This window comes from Pokkaliibacter sp. MBI-7 (assembly GCF_029846635.1).
Classification (GTDB): domain Bacteria; phylum Pseudomonadota; class Gammaproteobacteria; order Pseudomonadales; family Balneatricaceae; genus Pokkaliibacter.
Map to the genome: position 1 here is coordinate 42,772 of NZ_JARVTG010000003.1, position 23,883 is coordinate 66,654.

Sequence of the window (23,883 nt, forward strand, 5' to 3'; positions counted from 1 at the left end):
GAATAGTTCCAGCAGTGTTGCCCTTTTTATAACTTTATCACTTGCCCCCTTTCATAAACACCTTATGGGCGCATAATTATGAAAATATAAAGCTCCTTTCAGGAGGTCACTATGGCTCACTTAGCTTCCATACTCGTTATCGATGGTATCGAATCGCGTCGACAGTTCCTGGAGCAGACACTTCAGAAAATTGGATACAATATATATTGTACAAGTACAGGAGAAGCCGGCATTTCTATTGCTGAACGCAATGCCATTGATCTCATTTTCCTGCACTCACAGCCTGCAGACATGGATGGTTATAGCTGTAGCCAGAAGATAAAGAGTCATCACCTACTCTCCGGCATTCCTATTATCTTCATGCTGAACCCAGATGAAGCGTATGCAATACAGAATGTGATTGATGCCGGCGGTTCAGACTGTCTGGTAAATCCTTATGACATAAATGAAATTAAGTATCGATTAAGCCTTCATTTGGAAATACGTGATATATGGAGAGAGCTGGCTCATCAATGTGAAGTTTCTGCTCGTAGCGAGGACAGATACAGACAACTGGTGGAAGAGTCACCCGATGGCATACTGATTGTTTCGCAGGGAAAAGTTGTTTACGCCAACCATACGGCCTGTATTCTATACAGAGCAAATAAAATATCAGAATTAATCGGCAAACCCATCGTACTCCTGGTCGCACCCGAAAGTATAAGCATAGCCCAACAAGCCATGCAGGTAATATTTCAGGGAAAATCTGCTACCTATCGACAGAATGAAAAGGCAAAACGGCTTGATGATACCGTATTTGATGTTGAGGTCACTCGACAACCGCACTGGTATGCAGGTGAAAAAACAATACAAATCATTATCCGAGATACGACGGATAGAACACAGCTTCAACATCAGCTCATTTACCAGGCAACACACGATACGTTAACAAACCTACCAAATCGTACATTATTAATGGATCGATTAAGGCAAGCTATTATTCACTTGGGCAGAAAGAACCTTTCCTTTTCTGTATGCGTTATCGATCTGGATGGCTTCAAATGGATCAATAGTGCTTATGGGCATCATACGGGTGATTTATTACTCAGAGAAATTGCGACTTCCCTTAAAAAAACAGTCAGAGATTCAGACACGATTGCCCGACTAGGCACTGACCAATTTGCATTGATCGTTAGTTTAGAAAATCCAAACAGTGAGCATGCCATTGCTCATCGACTCCAAGCCCAGATCAACAAGGATTACTGTATTGATGGCAGAGTGCTCAACTGCACTGCCTGCTTAGGGTTCAGTCAGTACCCACAGGATGCCGAAATGGGCGAAGAGCTGCTTCATCTCGCTGAATCTGCGATGTACCAGAGTAAAGTGAAAGGACCTAACACCTACTGCCATTTCAACACAGAGACCCATGAGCAAAATGCTCAACGTAATAGCCTAGAGAAAGATCTGCAGGAGGCGGTTGGCAATCAAGAGTTTGTTCTGTATTACCAGCCACAGGTCGTGTCGCGGACAGGTGAAATTATTGGTGCTGAAGCCCTGATCCGCTGGAGTCATCCATCACTTGGACTGATTGCTCCCGATAGATTCATATCTATTGCTGAACAGTCAAACACGATTATGTCCATCACCGCCTGGGTAGTTGATGAAGCCTGCAGAACCTTAAAGTCATGGCATGAAAAATATCAGAAAAAAATAACCATGGCAGTCAATATTTCACCATACACCTTAAGACAGGCCGAAAATCTAGAGCAGATTATCATTGACAGTCTGGAAAGATATTCCTTGCCAGCAGAATATCTGGAACTGGAAATAACGGAAAGCTTCTCTCTGGAGAAAAACAGTCAAATCGCACCACTACTGCGCAGGTTAAAAAGTATTGGAGTGAAAATTGCTATTGATGACTTTGGCACGGGCTACTCCAATATGAGCCACCTAAAAAAATTCCCAATTGATAAGATAAAAATAGATGGTTCCTTTGTTACAGAAATTTCCCATGACCCTCGGAATATGGCCATCATTGACAGCATTGTGAGCATGTCAAAACAACTTAAGATTGAGATCATTGCTGAGAGAACAGAAACATTTGGACAAATACGCCTTCTCGAACTGCATGGATGCAATACTGTACAGGGGTATTTCTTTTCAAGGCCCGTAACATCTGAAGAGTTTTCAGAGCTGCTTAAAGCGCAATATATAGATAAAGAAGAAATCGAACTATTTAAAAACGATACCTCTCATACCCTTATTATTCACTATAGCAAAACACAGCAGCAGGCTTTAAAACGATCACTAGCTAATATTACTCAGGACATTTTAATCGCAGACACAGCACATTCAGCGCTGGATATGATGGCGACTTACAAAATAGGCATGGTGCTTATTGCTCAAAATCTTGTTGATACCGATCTATTAGACTTTCTAAATCGTATTTGGCACCTGCATCCAGAGACCTATAGGGTGGTCATTGCTGAAAATGCAGAGAGTGATGTATTAAAAATTGCTGAGGAGGAAGGGAGCGCTCACTTTATTATAAAAGAATTACCTGTCACGACTGCTAGGGAAATACAGAGCATGTATGCCCATCTACAGCCAGAAAAACGAAGGGTAAGTTAGACCAGCGAGACTGGAAAAATCTGCGGAATGGAATTGCTGGGGGCTGTTTGACTAGCAGGTAGAGCAGCGCTTCGGTGCCGCTTGAGACGGTCCCTCACACCACGCAATTAGAGCGGAAATGTCATACCGCCCCAAGTATTGAGAAAAACCTTCGTTTAATGCACCTTTAGGCAATAGATCTCTGTTTACTGTTTTACCAAAGACGTGAAGTCAGACCACTGTTCTATACGGAAAGCTCTAATATCGCGTACTGACTGTGGGAACCATGTCATGCCCCGCAAGGCTTGAATGGCTAAGAAGAGATTTGCCATATCTTCCTTTTCAGTGACGTACAAGCTGCCCTGAATGCGACTAAAGCCATACTGTCCAAGTGTTGCTGCAATATCAATGTAAGCCTGCGCCACACTTTTAGGGTGATTGTTTTGGGTATCTGCGACGACCAAATCAAATGCAATTGCGTACATCAGTGAGCCTCTGGATCATCCGTGATGTTAGTCAGGCGGTACTCAGCTTTTTCGCCCGTTTCAAGCAGCTTTACTTCTACTAACCAGTCACCATCATCCAGCTGCCGCAGCGCCTTACCCACCTCATATTTTGGGCCAAATGCACCAAAACACTTGATTACACCTTCCGGTACAGAGGGAAGTGGAGCTGAGTTTTGCATGACGAACCTCCAGAAGGTAAGAGTATAACCAGTTCAAGCATTATACCGTCCATCTGCTTTGTAAACATCAGCAGCATTGATACCAATGCCCCTGGTGGTTAACTTCACTTTTTCCGGCGAGATCAGTCCGAGCCGGGGCGAAAAGGCATTCAGTTGTCGCAGTCTTTGTTTAGCGAGGCTGTATGTTCTCACAATGCGGTACCGCTCCACCTCGTTATGAAAAAAGCCAAGCTGAACGCTTGGCTTTTTTCATTTCTGGATGCCGCACACTACATCGTCCAAATATTCTCAACTCTAGAAGAATGGCGTGCGGTGGCTCAATACCAGCTTAAGATGCGCTCATCTGGCAATACTGCTCAAAAAATCGTGAACCCGTTCTTAGATGTGAAGCTTATGCCTTCCGAGATGTGGGCACTGTTGCCAGAGGCAGGAAAAGCGTCAACGGCGAATCCGGCAAAGCGATGAAGCCATGATGTTGGTAGAAAGAAGATGCCATTTCATCCTTAGCATCGACCATTAAGGCATAGGCGGCAATCTCTGACCGAACAGCACGTTCAAGTGCATCAGCTAACAGTGCTCCTCCTAGCCCTTGCCCCTTAAAAGCCTGATCGACGGCCAGACGTCCCATGCGTACTGCAGGTACGGTCGGGTAGCGTGGTAGCTTCTTTCCTTCCTCAGCCGGAAGATCGGCCAGCAGCAGACTTGCAGATGCCAGAGTATAAAAGCCTGCTATGCGCTGCTCTCCATCTAATGCCACAAAGCAGGCGGCCACACGCCGGCGCATATCCTGGGTGGCTTGCTCTCGCAGATAACGGTCAAGTGATTCTGAGCCACAGTCAAAAGCAGCGCGGTCATGCGCAGCATTGAGTGGAACGAGCAGGAACGGCGCAGTGCTCATTCAGCGCGCAATAGCTTGCTACGGCGAGCGAAAGCGCGCTCCAAGGCAGGTGTGGGCTCCGGTGGTGAAAGCAATGCTTGTGAAAAGCACTCCTGATCAGCCATCGACAGACGAATGACCTCAGCTTTCTCGATGGCACGCTGTGCAGCTTCCTGCACGGCTGCGACCACGAAATCAGTCATGGTGCGTCCCTGCAGTTCAGCAGCGCGCTTGAGCATAGAATGCAGATCGGTACTGATCCTGGCTTCGAGTCGGGCGGTAGATGTAGCTGCGGGCATAGTGGTGTCCTCCTGATAATATGATACGGCATACTGCCGTACATATCCATTCCCCTATTTCATGGTTTCCGGTATAGATCCTTCCCTGGTATTGACTGACAAAATAAATGTAAACCGAACGATAAAGTTCTAAACAGTTACAAAATATAAACGAGCAGCACGTTACTTAGTAGCTTTAGGCTACAGGTAGCTTATTGCTATGTATCATGTTGGACAGCCTCATGAACGCCAGCTGTTTCGTGTTTAGCTCTAATCCGCATGATCGACTGTCGGGTAGTCCCAAAATCCCGCGCTACCTGAGCGACAGACACCCCTGCCGCTAAGCGGTCAATGACTTTGACCTGATCTTCGTCACTCAATGCCGGTGGGCGCCCTAGCCTCTTCCCTTCGGCACGCGCTCTTGCCAGACCTGCCTGAGTGCGCTCTATCAGCAAATCTCGCTCAAACTCCGCGACCGCATTCATCACCATCATCGTCATCCGGCCTGCAGGGCTGGTCAGATCCGCACCTCCCAATGCCAGGCAATGAACATGGATACCATCTTCTGCCAGAAGTTCTATGGTGGCCCGAACATCCATGGCATTGCGACCCAGCCTATCCAGCTTGGTCACGATCAATATATCTCCGGGCTCCAGGCGATCCAGCAGTCTGGCAAACTGTGGACGCTCAAGCGCTGCTACACTGCCGCTGATGTGCTCTGTTACGATCCGCCGTTGATTTACAGCAAAGCCCGCCGCAACAACTTCTTGTATCTGGTTATCAGTATGTTGGTCAGCAGTGCTGACACGGGCATAGACGAAAATGCGGGACATACGTGCACCTACATGTACGAAATCAGTGTTCGTATCATACGGCATGTCCAAAATAGGAGAAGGCTAATTTTAGGACAGGGTGTTTGAGGGGGGTCCGAAAACGATCTATTTAGGACCCTTTCGTCGTGATAGCATTCGGATTAAAATGCTTTCATTGATAGCGTAAAGCGCAGGAGGCCAACATGGCGACAGTTACCGTTAGAAATCTGCCGGACGAGGTGCATCGCGCGCTTCGTGTACGCGCAGCAATGCACGGCCGCAGCACCGAGGCCGAAATCCGCGACATCCTCGAATTGACCGTTCGTCCGCCGGAGCGGCTTCGCCTGGGCACGGCCTTGGCCGAGCTGGGCCGCCGCGTCGGGCTGACCGATGATGACATCGCAGCCTTCGAGCAAGTGCGCGACAAGGCTCCGGCCGAGCCTGTGAGGTTTGAATGATTGTCTTGGATACCAACGTCGTTTCCGAGGTGATGAAAGCGGAACCGAATCCCGTCGTGCAGGCGTGGCTGGATGAGCAAGCAGCGGAAACCCTCTACCTGTCCAGTGTCACGCTTGCCGAACTGCTGTTCGGCATCGGTACCTTGCCGTCCGGCCGCCGCAAGGATGCACTGTCGCAGACACTGGATGGCTTGCTGGAGCTGTTCAGGGATCGCGTGCTTGCCTTCGACGCCAGCGCAGCCCGGCACTATGCCGAGCTGGCCGTTAGCGCCCGTGCCGCTGGCAAGGGTTTCCCCACGCCGGACGGCTACATCGCCGCCATTGCGAACGCTCGCGGCTTCACCGTCGCCACGCGCGACGTTGCGCCGTTCCAGGCGGCCGGCCTCAACGTCATCAACCCGTGGGAGGCCATGCAGTGACGGCACAAGAGAGTTTCCCCACGCTGATAACTGCATACTCAGCCCATCCTGAGCCACCAACATTCCCTTGACGCCCATCCCTCCCCTCCCTGATCATTACTCCCGCGTATCAGTCTGTTGACTGAACCCCAGCCACTGCCGATCAGGTGGCACTGATCGCTGATCAGTTCGGCAAAAATGCGCGATGTGCCTCAGCTCCTGGCGAAGACACGCACTCAGTTACTGAGACTGGCACCGACTTCACTATATTTTTCACACCCCTGCGGGAGACATCCCCATGGGTGGTCTCCCGTTTTCAACCGGAGACCTTTTATGCACTTGGATATTGCACTGTATACGGCTCTTGTATCGATCAACGTCCCAGAGGCTAACGCCCGGGCGGTTGTCGATGCATTGGGAGAAGCGATGAGCGACCAACTGGCCACCAAAGCTGATCTGGCACTGCTTGAGCAAAAACTTGAGCGGCGCATTGATCAGCTAGATAGCAAAGTCGATAAGCTGAGCCTGCAACTGACCTTCCGCCTTGGCAGTCTGTTAGTCGTCGGTATTGGAATTATCCTGACCGCCATGCGCTACGCGCCGATGCAGTAACTTCTCACCCCAAAGCGGCTAGCCCGCTGGGTGGTCACCTGTCTGACGATGATGACATCTCATATCAGGAGGCCTTGCTGTTCTTCATTTCGGTGGCGGTAGCGCTCGCTACAGATCGCCCATTCACTCTTCTACCCAAGCGGGACACATTCCCGCTGGGGCGATGTGTCTCCCGCTGTCTGGAGACTCATCATGTACTCAACCTGCATCACCCTGGCTGGCCAGCAGTTTGCGCGGAAGTATTTCCCTGCAGAAGCGGTGAGGCCTTTTCGTGTACTCATTTCTTCCTACGCTATCGATCATGTCAGCCATTGCCATGATCAGAGCAGTCAAGCGCTCGCCGCTGTACCAAGGCTGCTTCACAGCCTGTTCATGGCCATGAAGTCCAACCCCACAGCCAGGCAGCTGACCTTTACTGTCTTTGATCGACAACAGCCCCCAGTCCAACTGGTGGCCACCTGTCATGACCTGGCTCAACCCAGTGTCATGATCAACGTGGCCTGAGAGTCAGTCATCGATGCTCGACGTATAACCCGCCTGAACTATCAGGCCACTTCACCTCACCCACTCGGGGATACTGTCCCCGGTGGGTGGTATCTCCGTGCAACCCTTTTCGGAGATCAACCATGAACGCAACGGACATCCTGGCCGCTAACAAGCGGTTCAGTGACGAAGTTAAACGGCTTAGCCAGGCGGCTGAATACCGGCACCTGCAACGAACAGGCGCAGGTGACGTCTACAGCACGAAGCTCGCGTCACGGAACATCCGTGCTTCACTGAAACACCGTTTTCCTGGCCATACCTTCTCTGTTCGGATGAATGGTTTCACCGAGATCATTGTGCGATGGGAAGGAGGTCCTACTCGGGATGAAGTGCATGAAACTATCGGCGCCTTTAAGGCGGGTAGCTATGACACTCACCAGGATATGTATATTGAACACCGCACGCCCTGGCATCAGGTCTTCGGCTCGGTGAAACATATCACGTTTGTAGCCTGACACCAGGCTCGCTTCTCAACCAGCCCGCATGGGGATACCTCCCCAGCGGGCGGTATCTCCGTGCTCATTTTATGGAGATCACCATGTCGACACTGACCTCAGAAAACCGCATCACCCGCACCCTTATTCAGCCAGACGATGTTGGCAGTACGCTCTCTCAGTATCTGGGAGGCAAGCCTGCCCATTCCATCCTCTTTGTGATTAACACCTTTCGTCAGCTTAATAGCTACGCCGATGCCTACCACGGTGGACAATGGCAGTTCTTCGCGCTGTCGAATCGAGGGGTCTACATGGCCCCGATAGGAGAGGGTCAACTGACGCTTGAAGTCCCTAGTAATCACTTTACTGGAAGCATGAGCTTTGATGCCGCCGGCATCGTCGCCTCGCTGTTTACGCTCAACATGTTGGCATGGAAAACAAATAACGACGACGTTGGTGAGAGTTTCTACAGACTCAGAGACTTTGCCTGTGCGCATGCCGAAGCAAGCAGCATTCTAAGTGCCATCGACTGACCTCTCTCAACTTCACTGGAATCCTCTTCTCACTCAGGCCCTTCGGGGCCTTTTTCTTTTTCCTCACCACAGAGACTCAATCATGACCCCATCCGAAAAAGTGACGGCGACAGCCCAGTCGGCGAGTACCCGTGAGTTCATCTCCCTCTTCAACCAGACTGCTCGCTACCATCACCGCTATAAGGTCTTTGCGGACTTTGTCACCGTGGCAGGTATCGCACTACACAATGCCGCTGCCTTTGATCAGGAACTGGAGCAGCAATACCTCGACATCGTAAAGCAGTATGAGAAAGACGATGTGATGCGCTTCACCCAACTGTTCGCTGTACTCACCATGGAACTGGAGAGCCATCCCCGTGACGTGCTGGGAGAGCTTTATATGAGCCTGGACATCTCATCAGGTCACCTGGGGCAGTTTTTCACCCCGTTTTCGATATCGAGAATGATGGCCAGACTCCAGCTAGGTAATAACGATCCCTATGCCGAGAATCCGCATGGATTTGTCTCTGTCAGCGATCCCGCCTGCGGTGCCGGAGGTATGATCATTGCCTTTGCAGAAGCACTTCAGGAGCGTGGACATTCACCCCAGCAACAGATGTGGGCACAGTGCATCGACATTGACCCGATTGCTGCATGGATGTGCTACATCCAGCTGACCCTCCTGCATATTCCAGCAGAGGTTATCATCGGCAACACGTTGTCGATGGCATTCAGTCGGCGCATGTACACCCTCGCCCACTACCTCGGCGATTGGAGCGCCAAACTACGGCGTAGAACTCAGGCAGAAGCCATGCGAAAACTGCTACAGCCTGGGACAGATCTGGATCAGAAAGTGGGTCACATCATCACTGAACCAGCCACATCGCCAGCCTCGTCAGTCGGTGAGGTCAATGCAGCCGATGAGGTCAGCACGGAAACGGAAGCAGTACGCTATACAGACCGTATCGCACCACTGACCCAGCTTTCTCTGATTGAAAGTCCACGGGCAACCTATACCGTCACTACCAAGCCAACACCTGTCGCAGCATAAGGACATGCACTCATGAACACGGACGCAGAGAACTCGCTGAGCCAATTGATTGAGCAACTGGCTACCCAGGCAGTACAGAACATGGGAGACATCTTCTATGACCCTCATCCTGCCTACGGCGAAGGCACGGATCCAGCGGGCACTGCAAAGGCATCTATCCTGGATGCATTGCAGAAACTAGCCACTCATCTCAACCCGGATAAACCCGGTTGGGTCGTGGTTCGCTTCTCTCCCGATGAGATCCAGGGAGTAGATGCAGATCGTCTGCAGCAACGGCTAGTCGCCGATGGCTACGAGCACATACAGGATCTGCAACACGTGTGGAGCACGGATACACTGACAGACTAAACCAACCTGCCCGTTTAACTTCACCCTAATGCAGTAAGGCCCCAGTGGGGCCTTACTCATCTAAGACAAACACAAACCAGCAGAATCAGTCAAAGGAGCACGGTAACTGACAGGACTTCTCAGAAATCACCTTACCTTCCTGATCAATCTGGATATGGGTACGGAAAGCAGTGCCTGGAGGGTAGTAGCGTTGGCCCATCCATCCTTCCCAATGCTCTGGAGGCAGTGGGGACATTAATATCTGCAGACCAATCTGATTGTCCGTACCGTCTGCAGGATAGATACGTGTCGTTCGTGTTTCACCGGGCTCAATATCAGTAAGAGCACTCTTATCCTTGCCAGAGGTGATAGATACAGTACGTATTGGAGTAGCCCCAACAGGGGCTAAAAATTCAATTTCCACATAACTAACAGAGCTGTCTGGTCCAAAGAAAAACCACAGAGATGCAACAGCTACTAATGCACCCACTAAAACACCTTTCATTGGATGCAAGTCCTTATGGCTTAGGTGGATAAAACAGGATATTGCTTTTTAATATGCTATCAACCAACGCCTTGGCACTTGGGCCTACCGGATATTTTGCATAGAGGTCTATTCCTAACTGCACACTTTTTCGATCATTTACCCCGTCAAAATCACGTAAGCGACCAGTGGGAATCCCCTCCCTGGCTGGCCATTTGAGATTGAACAGTGTACTGCCTATCTGTTCAAGACCAGCCCCATCTGACAACTGCGAATTGGTAAAGCCGGACGCGGCACCGATAAAGCCATAGTGAATGTTGGACCAGATGTCGTAGAAGTAACGCCGATCCTTCCACGCATGATACTGCTGCTCTTGCGGATCACGCGGATGAAAGCACCGACTAATCACCGGCTTATGATCCCAGCTGCTGTCCTGCGCCACCTTCATGGTCCAGATCATCATGGCCGCCTCCCGGGCCGTCAGCCCTTTGGCCTTGTCTTTGCCCCAATCCAGCAACTCGCCCAGGCCCCACGACTTCAGCTCGCGCGCATGATTTAGAAAGTAGTCAGCGGAATGATTCAGGTGCTTCATCGCCCGCACATCACGAGAACGCAGGTTAGTGCTGATCTCTCTGGCCATGTATTCGGCGATGGGGGTGAGTTCGTCAAGGTAGGGCTGACCGGCGGGATTGCTGGTCACTGCTGAGCCTGTGGGTGTAGGACAAACGCTGGGATTGCTCATAGCACGTTCCTTGTTGAGGTGAAGCGGTACCAGCATTCCTCACCAGTACCTGAAAGCGCAAAATCCTACCACGGACAACAGGCTACGCCACCTGCCCTATCAGCCAGTCTCTGCTGTGCCCAAACCCAGCCAGCTTGACCCATCACCACGATAGAATCATTCCAGTCAGCAAGGCTCCAGAAGGGCCTTGCTCTTTTTGGCTAACACCACTACCGCATACATTTCATCGTAAGGCAGTATAAAAGATGATGTGATGTACATTGATCTAAACTTATGCCCCTAGGACTTGTCTAAAATCATCAACATCTACTTTGACAACGCTGAAACTACTAGCAACGCTACTGTCAAGATTTATCAACACATCACAAATTACCGCGAATAGACCACACTTGTCTGCACACTCCTCAATTTTAGACTTCGTTAGATAACTAGATGAGGAGTGTGCCCCCACATTTGAAAGTCTTACAGCATTCTTGAAATCTGCTAGAATCAAAAGATTATTCATGGTACTGAAGCTAATACCTGTAGCGTCAGCAATTGTTTTCACAAGGGGCTGATTTTTCTTAAGTAAAATCAGAATATGGAAAACATCCATCAACAACGAACTATTACCAAACTCCTTTTTAGCTTCTTTATCTGAGGTGCCAAAAGCAATCTTAGCGAACCATTGCTTTTTTGATTTTAATAACTTATTAGCAGAGCATTCAAAAATAGTCCTAATAGAACACGCAACCAGTGGTAAATAATCACCTCGACTCCTTGTCAAATAGGCTTTATCAATCGCATATATTAAATTAGAGACAACGCCTTCCTTAATCTTATACTCGGAATTAGATTCTATTGTAAATATAGACTTATTTTTTGGTTCACCTGCAACATTTGAATTTTTTCTTTCAAACCTCAAAACAACTTCAGACAACACCAGATCTGTATGTTCATCTCTATATCTGAAAGAGACTACTTTTTCACATACGTCCTCAATAGATGGCAAAATTCTATTATTCACTAATGTGCTATCTACAGTAATCTCCACATTGTCTTTCCCAACCTCCTCTCCACGACTATTTCTTACTTGATAAATATAATCCTCCAAATCAATTTGTTCAGAAGGAATGAAATAAGATGAAGGCAACTGCCGATTAATAAGTATAGCTGCGGCCTTTATTTTATTCTCTTCAGCTTCTGGAACTTCGATTGCTTTACCAGTTGGGAGCTGGCCTCCATGTTTACTTTTAAGTTCTCTTTTTAACTCAGAGCCTTTAGTCTGGATTTCCTCATTCAGTGTTCTTAAATCTTTAACTATTTTTTTCGTCAGTGTATTTTCAACAAAATTAGTCCTGTCCGAATTAAACTCCAGCTCATTACTCTGACTTGTCAGATTAATCCTACCAATCATCTGAGGCAAGGCCAATGTAGACTTGGACTTTCTAAGAAGTTCTGGGTCAAAGATAATGTTGTTATTGAATAAGTTTCTATTTATATAAACCAATGGATAGAGAGCACTATCATGAATTCTTCTATTTAATGGTGATACTTGCTTTGAGTTCCTTCCACTTTCAAAATGGAAAATAACCAGCTCTATATTTATTGCATAATCGGTTCTAATTTCAGACTCTAGAAGTCCTGGATAAGATCTCAACAATTCCTTGTTATGATAGAATAATATTTCATTTTCTTCAGAGTCGTACTTAACATAAAACAGTTGATCCTCCTCGCTCTCTTTTAAATATGACACTAGCCTTCCAGTTGAATATTTATTTTTTTGATTTTCAATATCAACTTTAATCTCAAATGATTCATCCTGGATAGTAGCAACCAGTTTTTCGATCATCCTGTCATCTTTTAAATCTTCTAATAACTCTTCAATTATTCTATCACTCGAGTGAATTATTATTTCTGTTCCTTTTCTCTCACAAGAGTCAGTTATCACACTAATTTTTGTATCGCTTAAGTCCTCTTTATCTACTAAGGTAGACTTTTTTAATGAGAACCTACTACGAATATTATTTTTACAGGTAACCCATTCAACTCTATCTCCAAATTTAAATGCAGCTAAAAATCCCAGACCTTTAGACCCTTGGGTAACTCTTTCTATCCCATCTTGGCTAATCAAAGAACCATAAATCTTCGAACTTCTAGATATATGAAATAATTTTGCAATATCATCCTCCCCCATCCCATTCCCATGATCAGAAACAATTACAGTCTGCCTTAATGGATCAATTTTTATTGTGACATCCGGAGAGAAAGAGTCATAAGCATTTTTAATTAGTTCATTAAGCGCAAACAGCGTGGAAGGAATTTTCTGTGAGAGCTCCTCGATAATTTTCCCCCCAAATTTTAAATATACCTCTGACATACCCCATCCCTTTTATATAAGAATCAAAATATAGATTTAAAAAACATTGAGAGTGTACAAGGACTATCTTTTTGTCATTATCAAGACCTTTTCCTCATTCATAGTCTGAGAGCTACTATTTCTACTTGCCATCCGTTTAAAGGGAATAGTTCTATCAATTTCCGTTATAAAGCTGCACCGCCTATTTTCCAGCAACTCTCTCAAAATTTCATTTAGCGGTATTTTATTACCAGATATATGTCGATTACCTAAGGTCCAGACAAGGAATCCTCCTGACTTCATTCTTAAAAGAATATTATCTAGGGAATCATCTAAATCTCTAATAAATGATGATAAACGTCCAACACCGCTACTATTACTCTTCAGTAGAATATCCATGCTGGATGAAAAGTTCTTTGATAATCCTCGAAGCCGATCAATATTTAACAACGCACCTCTCTTTGAGCCTCCAAGGCTAGCCGCATCTATTGATGATGAATTTAAAAGGAGGTTATCTGGCACACTATTTCGCAAGTCCTTTGTATCAATCCACATTAATGGAAGATATGAAAACTGCCCGTATGGAACTGTAGTCTGGTTATCGCCATATGGAGGAGATGTTATTAGCAGGTCATGTCTTTCATAATCGTGCTTATTAGGCTTCTTACGAATATCAGATATTTGCAAGTCTACTGTGTTAGTTATGCGGGAACGAGGAAGAAGACCCCTTGTTTTCAATAACTCTCTTTGTTCTTTTTTCAAATTGAAATTTGATTCAATCTTTCTTATAAACACATCACGACAACAGTTTGTATCATTTAAATAACCAGGTGGTTTTATATGAAGCTTATAAGTTGAGGTTCTTGAATTACAACTATCTCTGACCGTGTCACTGAAAGCTACCCAAAAGAACCTCCTAGCCCACTTACTAGGCTCAGCAGTTATTGCTCTTCTGATCTTGCTTAACTCAATTTTTACTCTAGGGGTAAACCATTTATCAATTTTTGGAAAATCAACCTCAACAGCCTCTGACTTATCTAAAATCAACCGGCGGTTTAATAAATTTATTTTTTCCTCAAGTGAAGATAGATAGAAGGAATCTGATTTAGTTTCGCAGGCTAATATTGCCAAAGGATTAATATCTACACCCTGAAAATCAAGACCTCTAATAATTGACTCTCCCATTGTAGTCCCAGAGCCTACGAATGGATCAAATACAGAGTTAATACCCTCTCGAACGCTCAGAAACAAATCAATTAGTTCCCCTTGCATTTCAGGAACCATCATTGCTGGATACTTTATGAAACCATGGCAATGGGTCCTCTTTGACCTACCAGAGAATGACCAATACTCTTTGTCTACATCATATAGAGAGTGAATCTTTTTTATAATCTTCTCATCTACCGACAACATCTAACCTTCCCTACATCAACCTAAACCGCTCTGTCAATGTTATCAGTTGCTCTGCAAGTCTACCAGGATAAGTAGCCCATCTAGGGCTCACTGCGTGGCGGAAGGGCAAGAAGAGCCCATTCTGTGCTTAGGTCAGCTTTCCTAGAAAATGCAGCTCTACAATTGGGCATGTTTGCCGTTAAAGGTATGAAGCGTCACAACTTTTAACTCGAAAAATCAAACCTATAGCGCTACAGTGATCTCCTCCTGGCCTACTCTAATAACGCCGGTTTCGCATCCTATTATTAATCTGCGCTATGCAACTAATATTCACGAGAAAGGCCGCATTAGGTACTCCTCAATCTTCAGCACAAAAGCTCTGTATTGGAGTGTGGCTTGGCCGCTGACACCTTGCAACATGTTCAAAGTACCCCATTCCTTCCCATGAGCACTTGTTCCAGACAGGAGTCAGTCGTTTCAACCAGCATTTTCACAAACCGAATAGCCCTCTCCAGATCCTCACGTCGTACCAGGTGGGCAGCTGTTGCCCCTGGAACATTTACTTTGGAACGATGTACAGCTTGCCCTCGTTTATTGATCCAGTTGTCCAATGCTTTTCTGTTGGTAGCCGCATCGGCATTCAGACCAACCCAACTGTCGGTGACATCAACCCCCAGATAGTCCACAAACAGTTGCCTCGTCTTGCTTGCATCCGGGTTGTGAAAACGTTTCAGCTCTCCCTCAAGCCTCTTCCGAATAAACTCGCCACAATGGCTACCAGCAATCAGCCGTAGCTGAGAATTGATCGCCTCACCAATGCGGTCCTCGACATAGGTTTCCCACGCCGTCAACGCCATCACCAACCCTGCCCGTTTTAGCACTTCGGCATTGGCCGGGGGCGGGTTGCTATTCAACGCATCAAAATGTTCCAACAACTCCTCAGCGTCGCGTATCGAATACCGAAAGGCCTCTTTTGCATTAGACATCATCACGTCCTATGAGTAAGTGGGCGCAGATCCAGCAACCTGCTTTACGAATAACGTCATAAGATAGCAATGCCATCCCAGACATTCACTGCGCTATATCAGCCAGCTTCATCACTCTGGCCACCTCTGAGGTTTAACTCTTGTTCCCAAACGGAAAAATGGCGAAAAAGGACTGGAAGGGAAAACAAGGGAATGGATTGACGGGAATGGCCGGAAGGGAATGGCATCAAGGGAAGGGGGTCAAAGGTAACGGGCTTACCCGGAAAAGGCCCTTTTCAACTGGATGGAAAAGGCCAAACGGCCAAACGGCCAAAAGGCGCAAGAGGTGCACGTCTGATGTTACGCGGTTTGTTGAAACGCTCAGGATCTCTGATTGGCCTAAGCTCAAAAGGGACCACTGCCCCAGTCATTTCAAAGACCCCCTCCGGTCCCGCATCCACAGCACCTACTGAGCTCGATCCCAGCGACTACCTGACGGACAGCGGCCTGATACGTCCCCTGTCGGCAAAGCAGCTCCTGGCTCCCCCTGCCAGACAACAACTGCTGCAGCTGATCTGGCAAATGACCAGTCTGCCCGAAGCCCATTTCAAATCGCTCTACATGGAACCTATCGAGCGCTACGCAGAGCTGGTCCAGCTACTTCCTGCGTCGGAAAGTCATCACCACGCTCACCTCGGCGGTATGCTTGATCACGGCCTTGAGATCATTGCCTACGCTCTCAAGCTACGTCGATCCTACCTATTGCCCCAAGGGGCGCCTCCCGAGGAACAAAGTGCGCAAGCCGAGGCCTGGACAGCGGGTGCAGCCTACGGTGCGCTTTGTCACGACATCGGCAAGATCGCCGTCGATATTGAGGTCACTCTAGCCTCTGGCAAGCCCTGGCATCCCTGGCATGGATCAATCCGGGAACCGTACCGCGTGCGCTATATCAAGGGACGTGACTACCACTTGCATGCGCCTGCGGGCGCCCTGCTCGTTTCCCAGATCCTGACGCCTTACGTGTTGGACTGGCTCAGTCATTTCCCGGCTTTATTCGGTGCCCTGCTGTCGGTCCTTGCTGGCCACAATGATCGTGCCGGCATTCTGGGCGAGATCGTTATCAAAGCGGATCAGGCCAGCGTTGCCGCGAACCTGGGCGGCAATCCTGGTAAAGCGATCACTGCTCCCAAGAGCTCCCTGCAGTCCAAATTGCTTGGCGGTCTACGCTTCCTGCTGCAGCAAGGCGGTATCCGCTTCAATCAGCCTGGCGCCGCTGCCTATCTGACCGACGACGCACTCTGGCTGGTCAGCAAAGCCGTCGTTGATCAATTGAAGGCCCATCTGCTCCAGCAGGGCATTGAAGGCATACCCTCGTCCAACAGTCGCCTGTTCGATGAAATGCAGGCCCATGGACTGGTCCAGCCTACGTCCGATGGACGCAGCATCTGGAAATGCCAGATCACTGTTGAAGGCAAAGACCCCTGGACTCAAAGCCTGACGCTGCTCAAAGTCGCCCCTTCACTGATCTGGGAGAACAACAGTGATCGCCCAGCGGTACTCAAAGGCACTGTCGTACCTGAACATACAGACGCTGGCACAGGCGCTCCAGATAAGATCACTGCGCCAGATGCCACTACAGCACAGCCTGCTGCGACAGCCTTCACACTCGATGACCTGCTCCAGTCCACTACATCATCAGCACTGCCCGATTCGACGACACAGAAGACTGCGACAACGACCCAGCAGATAGAAACTGCGGCAGCGACAACGCAACAGGAAATGACTGGGGCAGTACCCTCAGCATCCCAAACCCATTCTGCCGATGCCACCGACGTCATGTTGTCCTTGTTCGATCAACTCATGCCGGCAGCGGCCCAGGTGACAACACCGGCTCCAGCCCCCTTGGTCCCACGAACGCCAGAGGCTCCCGTAGCCCCACTGGAACCTGTTGTAGCCACGCCCGAGGTACAACGGGCAGGCAATCCAAAAACTTTTACAGGCGGCAGGAACTTGGCGTCAGAAACAAACACTAACGCGCCAGAGAAAATTAAAGATACAATACCTACACATTTCGTTACATGGATTAAACAAGGAGTCGCGGATCGCTCCATGATTACCAATGACTCGCGTGCACTGGTCCATGGAGTCGATAACACGGTGCTACTGGTAACCCCGACCATCTTTACCAAATACCTGGCAGAGCACCCGAACGTAGACATGGAGTGGAGAGAGTTGCAAGTGAGCTTTCAGCAACTGGGTATCCACCGCAAAGCCGCCGGCAATGGAGAAAATATCTGGACTTGCTACGTCAACGGGCCGAGAAAGACAGGGAAGTCACTGAAGGGCTACCTATTACTCAATCCGACAGACGTGGCGCCAAACATCAGAAACAACCCGTTTCTCACACTTGCCCCTGAGCGGGTGGCTGAGGGAGAGGTCTGAGTAGTACCAGGTAGACACCTGGATGAAGAAAGTGAAAGACGTTGTACAGAGGGAAGTAGTCAAGCATGGAACAGCAAGCACAGGGATCAACCAAGCCCATTACCTGGGAAGAGTTGTTGGAGGAATATCGACTTCAAAAACGGGTCAAGCCGGTCACACTCAGAAACTACGGTATTGCCATCCGATGTTTTCAGAAGTTCCAGCCAGATGTTCTGCCAGAACAAGTCACACATAAACAGTTGCTGTATTGGCGTGAGGCCGCATTAGACAGTGAGCCTGGCCTGAAGCCTATAAGCTGGAACACCTATATCGACACGCTGCGCCATCTATTCCGTTTTGGTTTGGAGTCAGCGCTTCTGCAGTGTGATCAGAATCCCTTCTACAAACTCAAAGTACGCGAGACTGATGTTGAGTTTATCGTATTGGGTACAGAGGATATGGATGCCTATCGGCAACACCTTGACCGTTTAGCAGAGAAAGAGAAGGTGGCTAAGCAGGTCTCCTTTCGACCCGTGTGGTTTCATCGTTGCTTGCTTGAAACGCTTTACAATACGGGCATGCGGTTACATCAGCTGCTACATCTGCACCAGACAGACATCAACCTGCAGAAGAATACGATTCACCTTCGGGCAGCCATCAGTAAGAACGGAAAGTCGTATTCAATACCGATTGCAGAGCCACTTCGCCCCTACCTTGAGCAATTGCTAGAAAATGCCAAACGCGAAGGCATTCGCGGGAATGAGCAGCTTTTCAATCTGAATCGTTTTAGGAAACGGTATCAGCAGGAAGATACGCCAATGAAGAAGAGTCAGGTGCACTACTTCTTTGGCCAGCTATCAAGGCAGGTGAATTGTAAGGTGACGTCTCATGCCTTCAGACATACGATTGCAACCACGTTGATGCGGCATCCTGATCGTAATTTGATGATTGCTCAGGCTTTGTTGGGGCACAGAAGCCTGCGTTCAACACTGCGTTATGTCACGGTAGACATGGATCAGATCAGAGAAGCGTTAAATAATCGATAATCAGGTATTGATAAAGAAACAAATAAGTGTATTGTGTGGTGTGTGGTAGGGGAGAGAGTTGCTGACTGACGCGGCAAACGCAGTCAGCATGGTTAAAGCGGTAAGGATATAAACGGATAGCAAATCAGTTTAAGGGGTGCCTCAGAAGTTTCAGTCTGAGGATAGATTCAACAACTTTTAGTGAATCGGCCTGAGGGGTAACTCAGGGATTCGGGTGAATCGTGAGGGTTAGCTCAACGATTCTGGGCGAATCGGTCTGAGGGTTAACTCAGGGATTCTGGGTGAATCGGTCTGAGGGTTAGCTCAACGATTCTTGGCAAAACATAAAATATTTTGTTGCTCGACACTCATAATGTCAAGTTTCTGAGCCGCCAGAATCTCTCCCTCATACCTCCGAAATCATACGAATACAAGGACATTTTCCGGAGGCTCTATGAAGAAGATTATCGCAGTAACCAACTCCAAAGGCGGAGTTGGAAAGAGCACAACAGTGGTCAATTTGTCGGCGTTCCTCGCCGATGTAGGCTTAAGGACACTGATCGTTGACCTGGACATTCAGCCCACAGCGAGCAGTTATTTCCATCTGTCGTATGAAGCTCCTTTTGGCATCAGCGAACTGCTGAGCCAAAACCTGCCTCCGTCCGATCAGATAATTTCCAGGACCAGTATCGACGGACTGGACCTCGTAAAGTCCAACGATCCATCAGGCTCGCTCAGTACGTCACTTTTACATGCCCCCGACGGGCGTATTCGTCTGAGACGTCTGCTGGCCCGATTCAGCGACTACGACATCATTCTATTGGATACCCAAGGTGCCCGTTCAGTCGTGCTCGACATGGCACTGTTGGCTGCAGACATGGTGGTATCTCCCGTTACCCCAGCAACGCTCAGCGCCCGGGAATTTATCCGGGGCATGGGCACGCTCTATAACGACCTGTCTCCCATGGCCGAAGCTATGGGGATCACCATTCCAACAATGCAGATTCTTCTGAACCAGATAGACAACACGAATAACAGTTCAATGGTTATTGAACTCGTAAAGGATATGGCGGCAGAAGAAGACTGGTTCACGGTACTACAGACAGAAGTCCCCGATCTTGTGGCCTACAAAAACGCGAGTGCGCTAGGCGTGGCAGCTCACCGCTATGAGCCCAAACGCCCTGCGGGGCGCCAGGCAGCATCATGTATGGAGACGATGGTTGATCTTGCTCTGGAACTGCTGCCAGAGCAAGAGGCGGCCATCACCGCCTACTGCAAGACCCTGAAGTAAGGACGCCACCATGAAATACATCATGTTAGGCGTCCCGATGGGACAGGGGCTACGCCATTTTCCCATCATTTTCCCGGATGTGTTCAGCCATGACCAAATGGCTGAAGCTGCCCAATTATTGCCAGGGCTGGCCAACAGCGAGGTTATCTCTGCAGGATTATGCAATATCGATGTGACCTGCTACGGCGACAGCCCGTCCTTGCAGCGGGCCAGCCGCTCTGTCGATACCCGCATCATCAACACCTATTCCCTGCTTCACGGGTTTGCCGATCTGGCGGACCTGCCCCCCAGCCTGCAATCCCTGTGCGAGTCGCACAGTCACCTCGCCCCTCACCAGGAGCCACATCATGACTAATGCCTCCCTGTTTAGTCCGTTGCTCACCCTGAGCAGCCGGGATCTGGTACGCCATTACCAGCAGGCCATCGAGTACCTGCTGCCTGTTGCCCTCCAGGACACGGAGGGCGCTCGTGTCGCCGCTCAGGTGCTGCTGTCCGCCTATAACGGCGATGACTATCAGCTGAATATCACGGATCTCGGGCGGTTTGGCGTCAATGAGGAAGTGATCATGAACGCCATCCTGACCGTGGTTTACGCCCGAGCACGCACTGGAATAGCGCCTCAGGGGCTGATCGATAAGGGTGATGCCCGTTTTTATGCGTTGGGCCAGCACTGGCATGGGCTGCATGCCATCGTTCGCATTCAGCACCAGTACAACACGTATGGCTGGCAGGTTCCGATGCAGTCCATGGGTCCCGAGGCGCTCAATCACCATTACCAGCAGGCAGTAGAGCGCCTGCTGACCACGGCCCAGCAGGAGACCAGCTCGGGACATATTGCCGCCCAGGTGCTGCTCTCGGCTTATGACGGCACGTGTTACCCGTGGGATATGGCCCGCCTGTCACTCATTCTTGACGCGAAAGAGGATCTGCTGAGCGCCATCCTGATGGTGGTTTACGCACGGGCGTACACGGGAAAAGGGCCACAGGAGCTGATCGACAACGGCGATGCCCGTTTTGCAGCCTTGGTCACACGCTGGTCTCAGCTGTCGCTCTCAGCGCTCATTGAACGCCTCGGCTATGTCCATGGTCAGGAGGTGTGCCATGACTAGGCCGTTCTCTTCACACTTTTTCCACTTCCCGCTGTCTTTGGAGCATGAAGAGGTACTAGATCAGGACTACCCCGCCGCGGTGGAGCAGTTGCTGGCCAGCACAGAGGGGCAACACGGCGAGGCCACCACACGCTGCCTGCTGGCGTTCTACATGGGTGATCTGCCCTGCCTGAGGCAACTGAGCGCTCACGACCAGTCCGCGTTCTTTAACGTGCTCTATGGCTACGCGGCCACAGGCCGTATGCCTCATCAGGTCATCCCCACCGGGGATGACCGCTTTCAGGCGTTGTGGGCACGTCACGTCCAGACGCCCCGATCCACCGCATGCTCCAACATCGATGCCCTGCCCCACACCGTCTGTGACGGGCACCCTGACACCCCACTGTCTCACGACGTGATGCTGGCCTTCCGTGCACGCCAGCATCACGCCGTAGCTCCGTTTCACTCGCACTAGAAGGCTTTTGGCATGACTCACCACGACCCTGATTTCACCCTTGATGAGCTCAACACCACCGACGTTGACGTGCCGCGCGCCCTTTTCCAGCAGATACCCAAGGCTGTCAGGACACAGAGTCCGAAGCCGTCAGGCTGCATTCGGAAGTGCGGAGTCATGCCGAAGCCCTCCTGGTCACCAGTCCGTTATCAATCGCACTACCAGACCCATTACCTGGCCCATCGAACCGCGCAGGAGCCTGCTTATGAGTAAAAAAGTCACCGCCGAGGCCATGCGGGCCAACCTGCTGCGCCCCGTTCCCAGTGCCAGTCATTCGGGGGCTATCGCCTTTTCTGATCCCATCGCGGATCAGCCCATGATCCTGACACTGGATCAGTTACGCCCGTTCGACAACAACCCGAGGCTGTCGAAAAACCCGCTGTATGAGGACATCAAGGCCTCGATTCTGAAGCGAGGTCTGGATAATCCACCCCCGGTGACCCGCAGACCGGGTGAGACCTATTACATCATCCGCAATGGCGGCAATACGCGCCTCGCCATCCTCAATGAACTGTGGACAGAGACCCAGGACGAGAAATTTTTCAGGATCCCCGTCCTGTTCAAACCCTGGAAACTGCTGGATGCCGACGGTCACGAAAGCCCAGCAATCGGCGAACTGGATACCTTGGTCGGCCACCTGGCAGAAAATTCCATGAGGTCGGACCTGACCTTTATCGAAAAAGCCCTCGGTATTGCCAAGGCCAGAACCCTGTACGAACAGCAGGAAGGCACAGCGATCTCGCAGCGAGAGCTGGCCAACAGACTAAAAGAAGACGGCTTCCCCATCGGCCAGTCCCACATCTCGAAAATGGAAGCGGCAATCCAGTACCTCTACCCCTGTATCCCGAATTTATTAACCCTGGGCATGGGAAAACACCGTATTTCAGAGCTGCTGAAAATGCGCTCCGGCGCCTGGGAATACTGGAGAACGTTTATACCCCAGCCCGAAGAGCGGGAAGGCCTGTTCCAGCTGGGCTGGAACGAAACACTGCAGCGTCATGACAACGACGAAGAGGCGGCACTGATCGCGTTAGCCAACAGTCCTGAGATCATTCGGTTTTTCACCGAAGATCTGGCCGGCTGGCTGTCGCGGGTCACCCGCGAGCTGAACCCGGATAACCCGGAGATGCAGAAACCCGGGACGCGACACAACAACAACGCGCTCCTGTTTCTGCAGGGCCGGACTACCAAAGATAAGTGGCTGGAGATCGATGCCGAACTGGCATCCGAGTCGGCAGCGGCGGCCATTCGGGACGCAGAGCGCGAAGAACGAAGGCTAAAAATGGAGGAAGGCCGGGAACGGGCCAACGAGCGCAGAGCAGCAGAAGCCGCTGCGGCTCAGGCGGGTCACACCGTGCCGGACGACGACCGCCTCGATGACGACTACACGGAGGAGCAGCTGGATCTGATCGACGATCAGGCCCCACTGCCCCTGTCCCCCTCCGTCCAGACAGTAGCCCATCCGGGTGCCAGTCACACCCCGCAAGTAAATACCGTCGTCGCCACCGCGCCGGTGTCTCCTGCTGCCCCTAACCCATTGGGCCCTACTCCCACGCCGGCCTCGGTGTTCCCGGCCAGTAGCCCAGCCCCTGCGGCAGCACCTGTTGTTGCCCCCACGCCAGTTCCCCCTGCCGTCCTGCCCCGAACAGCGGTGGCTGATCCTGGCCTCGGCTTTGACGATCTGTGGCTCGTTGATGCCAACACAGCGGTCGCTGAGCTGCAGTATCAGGCAGCTGACGTTGCGATGGTCATGGCCATGATGGCCGGCGCACCGGAGCTGGTAGATATGGACGGGGAGGCGCTGCTCGGCTTTGTCGTCCAGCCCGAAGCGCTGGATGACCTGGCCACCCCCGCGGCACGGCACCTGGCTCAGTGGCTGAGTCTGCTGACCCGCACTGACGCTGGCCACGTCGACTTCGAGCTTCCCGCGCATGCACTGCTGCTGGGCGATCTGCCCGATGCCGATGTATTGCGCCTGTTCCGTTTGATCCGGCTCGGACGCGAGATCCGCCGTCGGACGCAAAACTAACCCAACCCGTACCATAAA

Annotated in this window: 25 protein-coding genes and 1 pseudogene; 16 read left to right on the forward strand and 10 right to left on the reverse strand. The window is 50.1% G+C overall.

The window, feature by feature from the left end:
- The first annotated feature begins 111 nt into the window (after positions 1 to 111).
- Entirely contained in the window at positions 112 to 2,610 is a 2,499-nt protein-coding gene (locus tag QCD60_RS30015) for an EAL domain-containing protein (RefSeq protein ID WP_279781376.1), read from the forward strand.
- A 185-nt stretch (positions 2,611 to 2,795) separates the two neighbouring features.
- Here QCD60_RS30015 and QCD60_RS30020 read toward each other — a convergent pair whose 3' ends face one another.
- From QCD60_RS30020 to QCD60_RS30040, 5 genes are all read right to left on the reverse strand, one after another.
- Positions 2,796 to 3,074, reverse strand: coding sequence for a virulence factor (locus tag QCD60_RS30020; RefSeq protein ID WP_279781378.1), 279 nt, complete (start codon positions 3,072 to 3,074; stop codon positions 2,796 to 2,798).
- Positions 3,074 to 3,274: a DUF5397 family protein gene (locus tag QCD60_RS30025; RefSeq protein WP_279781380.1), complete on the reverse strand. Its 201-nt coding sequence runs from the start codon at positions 3,272 to 3,274 to the stop codon at positions 3,074 to 3,076. Before QCD60_RS30025 ends, QCD60_RS30020 begins: the two co-directional genes overlap by 1 nt.
- A gap of 391 nt (positions 3,275 to 3,665) precedes the next feature.
- The gene (locus QCD60_RS30030; RefSeq protein WP_279781381.1) at positions 3,666 to 4,172 is read right to left on the reverse strand and encodes a GNAT family N-acetyltransferase; all 507 of its coding nucleotides are present in this window, start codon (positions 4,170 to 4,172) and stop codon (positions 3,666 to 3,668) included.
- Positions 4,169 to 4,450 (reverse strand): DUF1778 domain-containing protein, encoded by a 282-nt coding sequence (locus QCD60_RS30035; protein ID WP_279781383.1) that lies wholly within the window; start codon positions 4,448 to 4,450, stop codon positions 4,169 to 4,171. Before QCD60_RS30035 ends, QCD60_RS30030 begins: the two co-directional genes overlap by 4 nt.
- Positions 4,451 to 4,647: 197 nt before the next feature.
- Positions 4,648 to 5,262 carry a recombinase family protein gene (locus QCD60_RS30040; protein WP_279781385.1) on the reverse strand — a complete coding sequence of 205 codons (615 nt, stop codon included), beginning with the start codon at positions 5,260 to 5,262 and terminating at the stop codon, positions 4,648 to 4,650.
- Between the two features lie 182 nt (positions 5,263 to 5,444).
- Between QCD60_RS30040 and QCD60_RS30045 the strand changes: the two genes are divergently transcribed.
- The 8 genes from QCD60_RS30045 (at position 5,445) to QCD60_RS30080 (ending at position 9,597) form a co-directional block, all read left to right on the forward strand.
- Positions 5,445 to 5,699, forward strand: a complete 255-nt coding sequence (locus QCD60_RS30045; RefSeq protein WP_279791144.1) for a plasmid stabilization protein — start codon at positions 5,445 to 5,447, stop codon at positions 5,697 to 5,699.
- Complete coding sequence (locus QCD60_RS30050; protein WP_279791146.1) at positions 5,696 to 6,118, forward strand: type II toxin-antitoxin system VapC family toxin; 423 nt, start codon at positions 5,696 to 5,698, stop codon at positions 6,116 to 6,118. The genes QCD60_RS30045 and QCD60_RS30050 overlap by 4 nt, the downstream gene beginning before the upstream one ends.
- A 312-nt stretch (positions 6,119 to 6,430) precedes the next feature.
- Positions 6,431 to 6,709, forward strand: a complete 279-nt coding sequence (locus tag QCD60_RS30055) for a hypothetical protein (protein ID WP_279781389.1) — start codon at positions 6,431 to 6,433, stop codon at positions 6,707 to 6,709.
- Positions 6,710 to 6,901: 192 nt separating this feature from the next.
- Positions 6,902 to 7,213, forward strand: a complete 312-nt coding sequence (locus QCD60_RS30060; RefSeq protein WP_279791148.1) for a hypothetical protein — start codon at positions 6,902 to 6,904, stop codon at positions 7,211 to 7,213.
- A 122-nt stretch (positions 7,214 to 7,335) separates the two neighbouring features.
- On the forward strand, positions 7,336 to 7,707 hold the full coding sequence (locus QCD60_RS30065) for an LPD29 domain-containing protein (protein WP_279791149.1): 372 nt from the start codon (positions 7,336 to 7,338) through the stop codon (positions 7,705 to 7,707).
- An 83-nt stretch (positions 7,708 to 7,790) separates the two neighbouring features.
- Positions 7,791 to 8,219: an antirestriction protein gene (locus QCD60_RS30070; protein WP_279791151.1), complete on the forward strand. Its 429-nt coding sequence runs from the start codon at positions 7,791 to 7,793 to the stop codon at positions 8,217 to 8,219.
- A gap of 82 nt (positions 8,220 to 8,301) precedes the next feature.
- On the forward strand, positions 8,302 to 9,249 hold the full coding sequence (locus QCD60_RS30075; RefSeq protein WP_279791153.1) for an N-6 DNA methylase: 948 nt from the start codon (positions 8,302 to 8,304) through the stop codon (positions 9,247 to 9,249).
- Positions 9,250 to 9,261: 12 nt separating this feature from the next.
- Positions 9,262 to 9,597 carry a hypothetical protein gene (locus QCD60_RS30080; RefSeq protein WP_279781203.1) on the forward strand — a complete coding sequence of 112 codons (336 nt, stop codon included), beginning with the start codon at positions 9,262 to 9,264 and terminating at the stop codon, positions 9,595 to 9,597.
- A gap of 85 nt (positions 9,598 to 9,682) precedes the next feature.
- On the opposite strand, the gene QCD60_RS30085 is transcribed toward QCD60_RS30080, so the two are convergent.
- From QCD60_RS30085 to QCD60_RS30105, 5 genes are all read right to left on the reverse strand, one after another.
- A complete protein-coding gene (locus QCD60_RS30085) occupies positions 9,683 to 10,081 on the reverse strand; it encodes a hypothetical protein (protein ID WP_279791155.1) in 399 nt (132 codons plus the stop codon).
- Between the two features lie 13 nt (positions 10,082 to 10,094).
- Positions 10,095 to 10,802, reverse strand: coding sequence for a polymorphic toxin type 44 domain-containing protein (locus QCD60_RS30090; RefSeq protein ID WP_279791157.1), 708 nt, complete (start codon positions 10,800 to 10,802; stop codon positions 10,095 to 10,097).
- Between the two features lie 271 nt (positions 10,803 to 11,073).
- On the reverse strand, positions 11,074 to 13,161 hold the full coding sequence (locus tag QCD60_RS30095) for an ATP-binding protein (protein ID WP_279791159.1): 2,088 nt from the start codon (positions 13,159 to 13,161) through the stop codon (positions 11,074 to 11,076).
- A 63-nt stretch (positions 13,162 to 13,224) separates the two neighbouring features.
- Positions 13,225 to 14,553: a hypothetical protein gene (locus QCD60_RS30100; protein WP_279791161.1), complete on the reverse strand. Its 1,329-nt coding sequence runs from the start codon at positions 14,551 to 14,553 to the stop codon at positions 13,225 to 13,227.
- Positions 14,554 to 14,954: 401 nt separating this feature from the next.
- On the reverse strand, positions 14,955 to 15,521 hold the full coding sequence (locus QCD60_RS30105; RefSeq protein WP_279781218.1) for a HEPN domain-containing protein: 567 nt from the start codon (positions 15,519 to 15,521) through the stop codon (positions 14,955 to 14,957).
- 405 nt (positions 15,522 to 15,926) lie between these two features.
- Here QCD60_RS30105 and mobH point away from each other — a divergent pair, with 405 nt between their 5' ends.
- From mobH to QCD60_RS30140, 7 genes and pseudogenes are all read left to right on the forward strand, one after another.
- Positions 15,927 to 17,939 carry a MobH family relaxase gene (gene mobH, locus QCD60_RS30110; RefSeq protein ID WP_279787857.1) on the forward strand — a complete coding sequence of 671 codons (2,013 nt, stop codon included), beginning with the start codon at positions 15,927 to 15,929 and terminating at the stop codon, positions 17,937 to 17,939.
- A 65-nt stretch (positions 17,940 to 18,004) separates the two neighbouring features.
- Positions 18,005 to 18,964 carry a site-specific integrase gene (locus QCD60_RS30115; protein WP_279781220.1) on the forward strand — a complete coding sequence of 320 codons (960 nt, stop codon included), beginning with the start codon at positions 18,005 to 18,007 and terminating at the stop codon, positions 18,962 to 18,964.
- Positions 18,965 to 19,397: 433 nt separating this feature from the next.
- The gene (locus tag QCD60_RS30120) at positions 19,398 to 20,234 is read left to right on the forward strand and encodes a ParA family protein (RefSeq protein WP_279791163.1); all 837 of its coding nucleotides are present in this window, start codon (positions 19,398 to 19,400) and stop codon (positions 20,232 to 20,234) included.
- A 10-nt stretch (positions 20,235 to 20,244) separates the two neighbouring features.
- Positions 20,245 to 20,589, forward strand: a complete 345-nt coding sequence (locus QCD60_RS30125; protein ID WP_279781225.1) for a hypothetical protein — start codon at positions 20,245 to 20,247, stop codon at positions 20,587 to 20,589.
- Positions 20,582 to 21,343: a hypothetical protein gene (locus QCD60_RS30130; protein ID WP_279781227.1), complete on the forward strand. Its 762-nt coding sequence runs from the start codon at positions 20,582 to 20,584 to the stop codon at positions 21,341 to 21,343. Before QCD60_RS30125 ends, QCD60_RS30130 begins: the two co-directional genes overlap by 8 nt.
- Complete coding sequence (locus QCD60_RS30135) at positions 21,336 to 21,797, forward strand: hypothetical protein (RefSeq protein ID WP_279781228.1); 462 nt, start codon at positions 21,336 to 21,338, stop codon at positions 21,795 to 21,797. The genes QCD60_RS30130 and QCD60_RS30135 overlap by 8 nt, the downstream gene beginning before the upstream one ends.
- Before the next feature lie 271 nt (positions 21,798 to 22,068).
- A pseudogene (locus QCD60_RS30140) lies at positions 22,069 to 22,842 on the forward strand (ParB family protein); the annotation flags it as partial.
- Positions 22,843 to 23,883: the final 1,041 nt, after the last annotated feature.

Bases quoted from the DNA above. Each gene is read 5' to 3' on its own strand.
- QCD60_RS30115 (WP_279781220.1), top strand. From the start codon at position 18,005: ATGGAACAGCAAGCACAGGGATCAACCAAGCCCATTACCTGGGAAGAG.
- QCD60_RS30135 (WP_279781228.1), top strand. From the start codon at position 21,336: ATGACTAGGCCGTTCTCTTCACACTTTTTCCACTTCCCGCTGTCTTTG.
- QCD60_RS30055 (WP_279781389.1), top strand. From the start codon at position 6,431: ATGCACTTGGATATTGCACTGTATACGGCTCTTGTATCGATCAACGTC.
- QCD60_RS30070 (WP_279791151.1), top strand. From the start codon at position 7,791: ATGTCGACACTGACCTCAGAAAACCGCATCACCCGCACCCTTATTCAG.
- QCD60_RS30075 (WP_279791153.1), top strand. From the start codon at position 8,302: ATGACCCCATCCGAAAAAGTGACGGCGACAGCCCAGTCGGCGAGTACC.
- QCD60_RS30035 (WP_279781383.1), bottom strand. From the start codon at position 4,450: ATGCCCGCAGCTACATCTACCGCCCGACTCGAAGCCAGGATCAGTACC.
- QCD60_RS30085 (WP_279791155.1), bottom strand. From the start codon at position 10,081: ATGAAAGGTGTTTTAGTGGGTGCATTAGTAGCTGTTGCATCTCTGTGG.
- QCD60_RS30015 (WP_279781376.1), top strand. From the start codon at position 112: ATGGCTCACTTAGCTTCCATACTCGTTATCGATGGTATCGAATCGCGT.
- QCD60_RS30060 (WP_279791148.1), top strand. From the start codon at position 6,902: ATGTACTCAACCTGCATCACCCTGGCTGGCCAGCAGTTTGCGCGGAAG.
- QCD60_RS30020 (WP_279781378.1), bottom strand. From the start codon at position 3,074: ATGTACGCAATTGCATTTGATTTGGTCGTCGCAGATACCCAAAACAAT.
- QCD60_RS30050 (WP_279791146.1), top strand. From the start codon at position 5,696: ATGATTGTCTTGGATACCAACGTCGTTTCCGAGGTGATGAAAGCGGAA.
- QCD60_RS30095 (WP_279791159.1), bottom strand. From the start codon at position 13,161: ATGTCAGAGGTATATTTAAAATTTGGGGGGAAAATTATCGAGGAGCTC.
- QCD60_RS30090 (WP_279791157.1), bottom strand. From the start codon at position 10,802: ATGAGCAATCCCAGCGTTTGTCCTACACCCACAGGCTCAGCAGTGACC.
- QCD60_RS30105 (WP_279781218.1), bottom strand. From the start codon at position 15,521: ATGATGTCTAATGCAAAAGAGGCCTTTCGGTATTCGATACGCGACGCT.
- QCD60_RS30045 (WP_279791144.1), top strand. From the start codon at position 5,445: ATGGCGACAGTTACCGTTAGAAATCTGCCGGACGAGGTGCATCGCGCG.
- QCD60_RS30030 (WP_279781381.1), bottom strand. From the start codon at position 4,172: ATGAGCACTGCGCCGTTCCTGCTCGTTCCACTCAATGCTGCGCATGAC.
- QCD60_RS30040 (WP_279781385.1), bottom strand. From the start codon at position 5,262: ATGTCCCGCATTTTCGTCTATGCCCGTGTCAGCACTGCTGACCAACAT.
- QCD60_RS30080 (WP_279781203.1), top strand. From the start codon at position 9,262: ATGAACACGGACGCAGAGAACTCGCTGAGCCAATTGATTGAGCAACTG.
- QCD60_RS30130 (WP_279781227.1), top strand. From the start codon at position 20,582: ATGACTAATGCCTCCCTGTTTAGTCCGTTGCTCACCCTGAGCAGCCGG.
- QCD60_RS30065 (WP_279791149.1), top strand. From the start codon at position 7,336: ATGAACGCAACGGACATCCTGGCCGCTAACAAGCGGTTCAGTGACGAA.
- QCD60_RS30120 (WP_279791163.1), top strand. From the start codon at position 19,398: ATGAAGAAGATTATCGCAGTAACCAACTCCAAAGGCGGAGTTGGAAAG.
- QCD60_RS30100 (WP_279791161.1), bottom strand. From the start codon at position 14,553: ATGTTGTCGGTAGATGAGAAGATTATAAAAAAGATTCACTCTCTATAT.
- QCD60_RS30125 (WP_279781225.1), top strand. From the start codon at position 20,245: ATGAAATACATCATGTTAGGCGTCCCGATGGGACAGGGGCTACGCCAT.
- QCD60_RS30025 (WP_279781380.1), bottom strand. From the start codon at position 3,274: ATGCAAAACTCAGCTCCACTTCCCTCTGTACCGGAAGGTGTAATCAAG.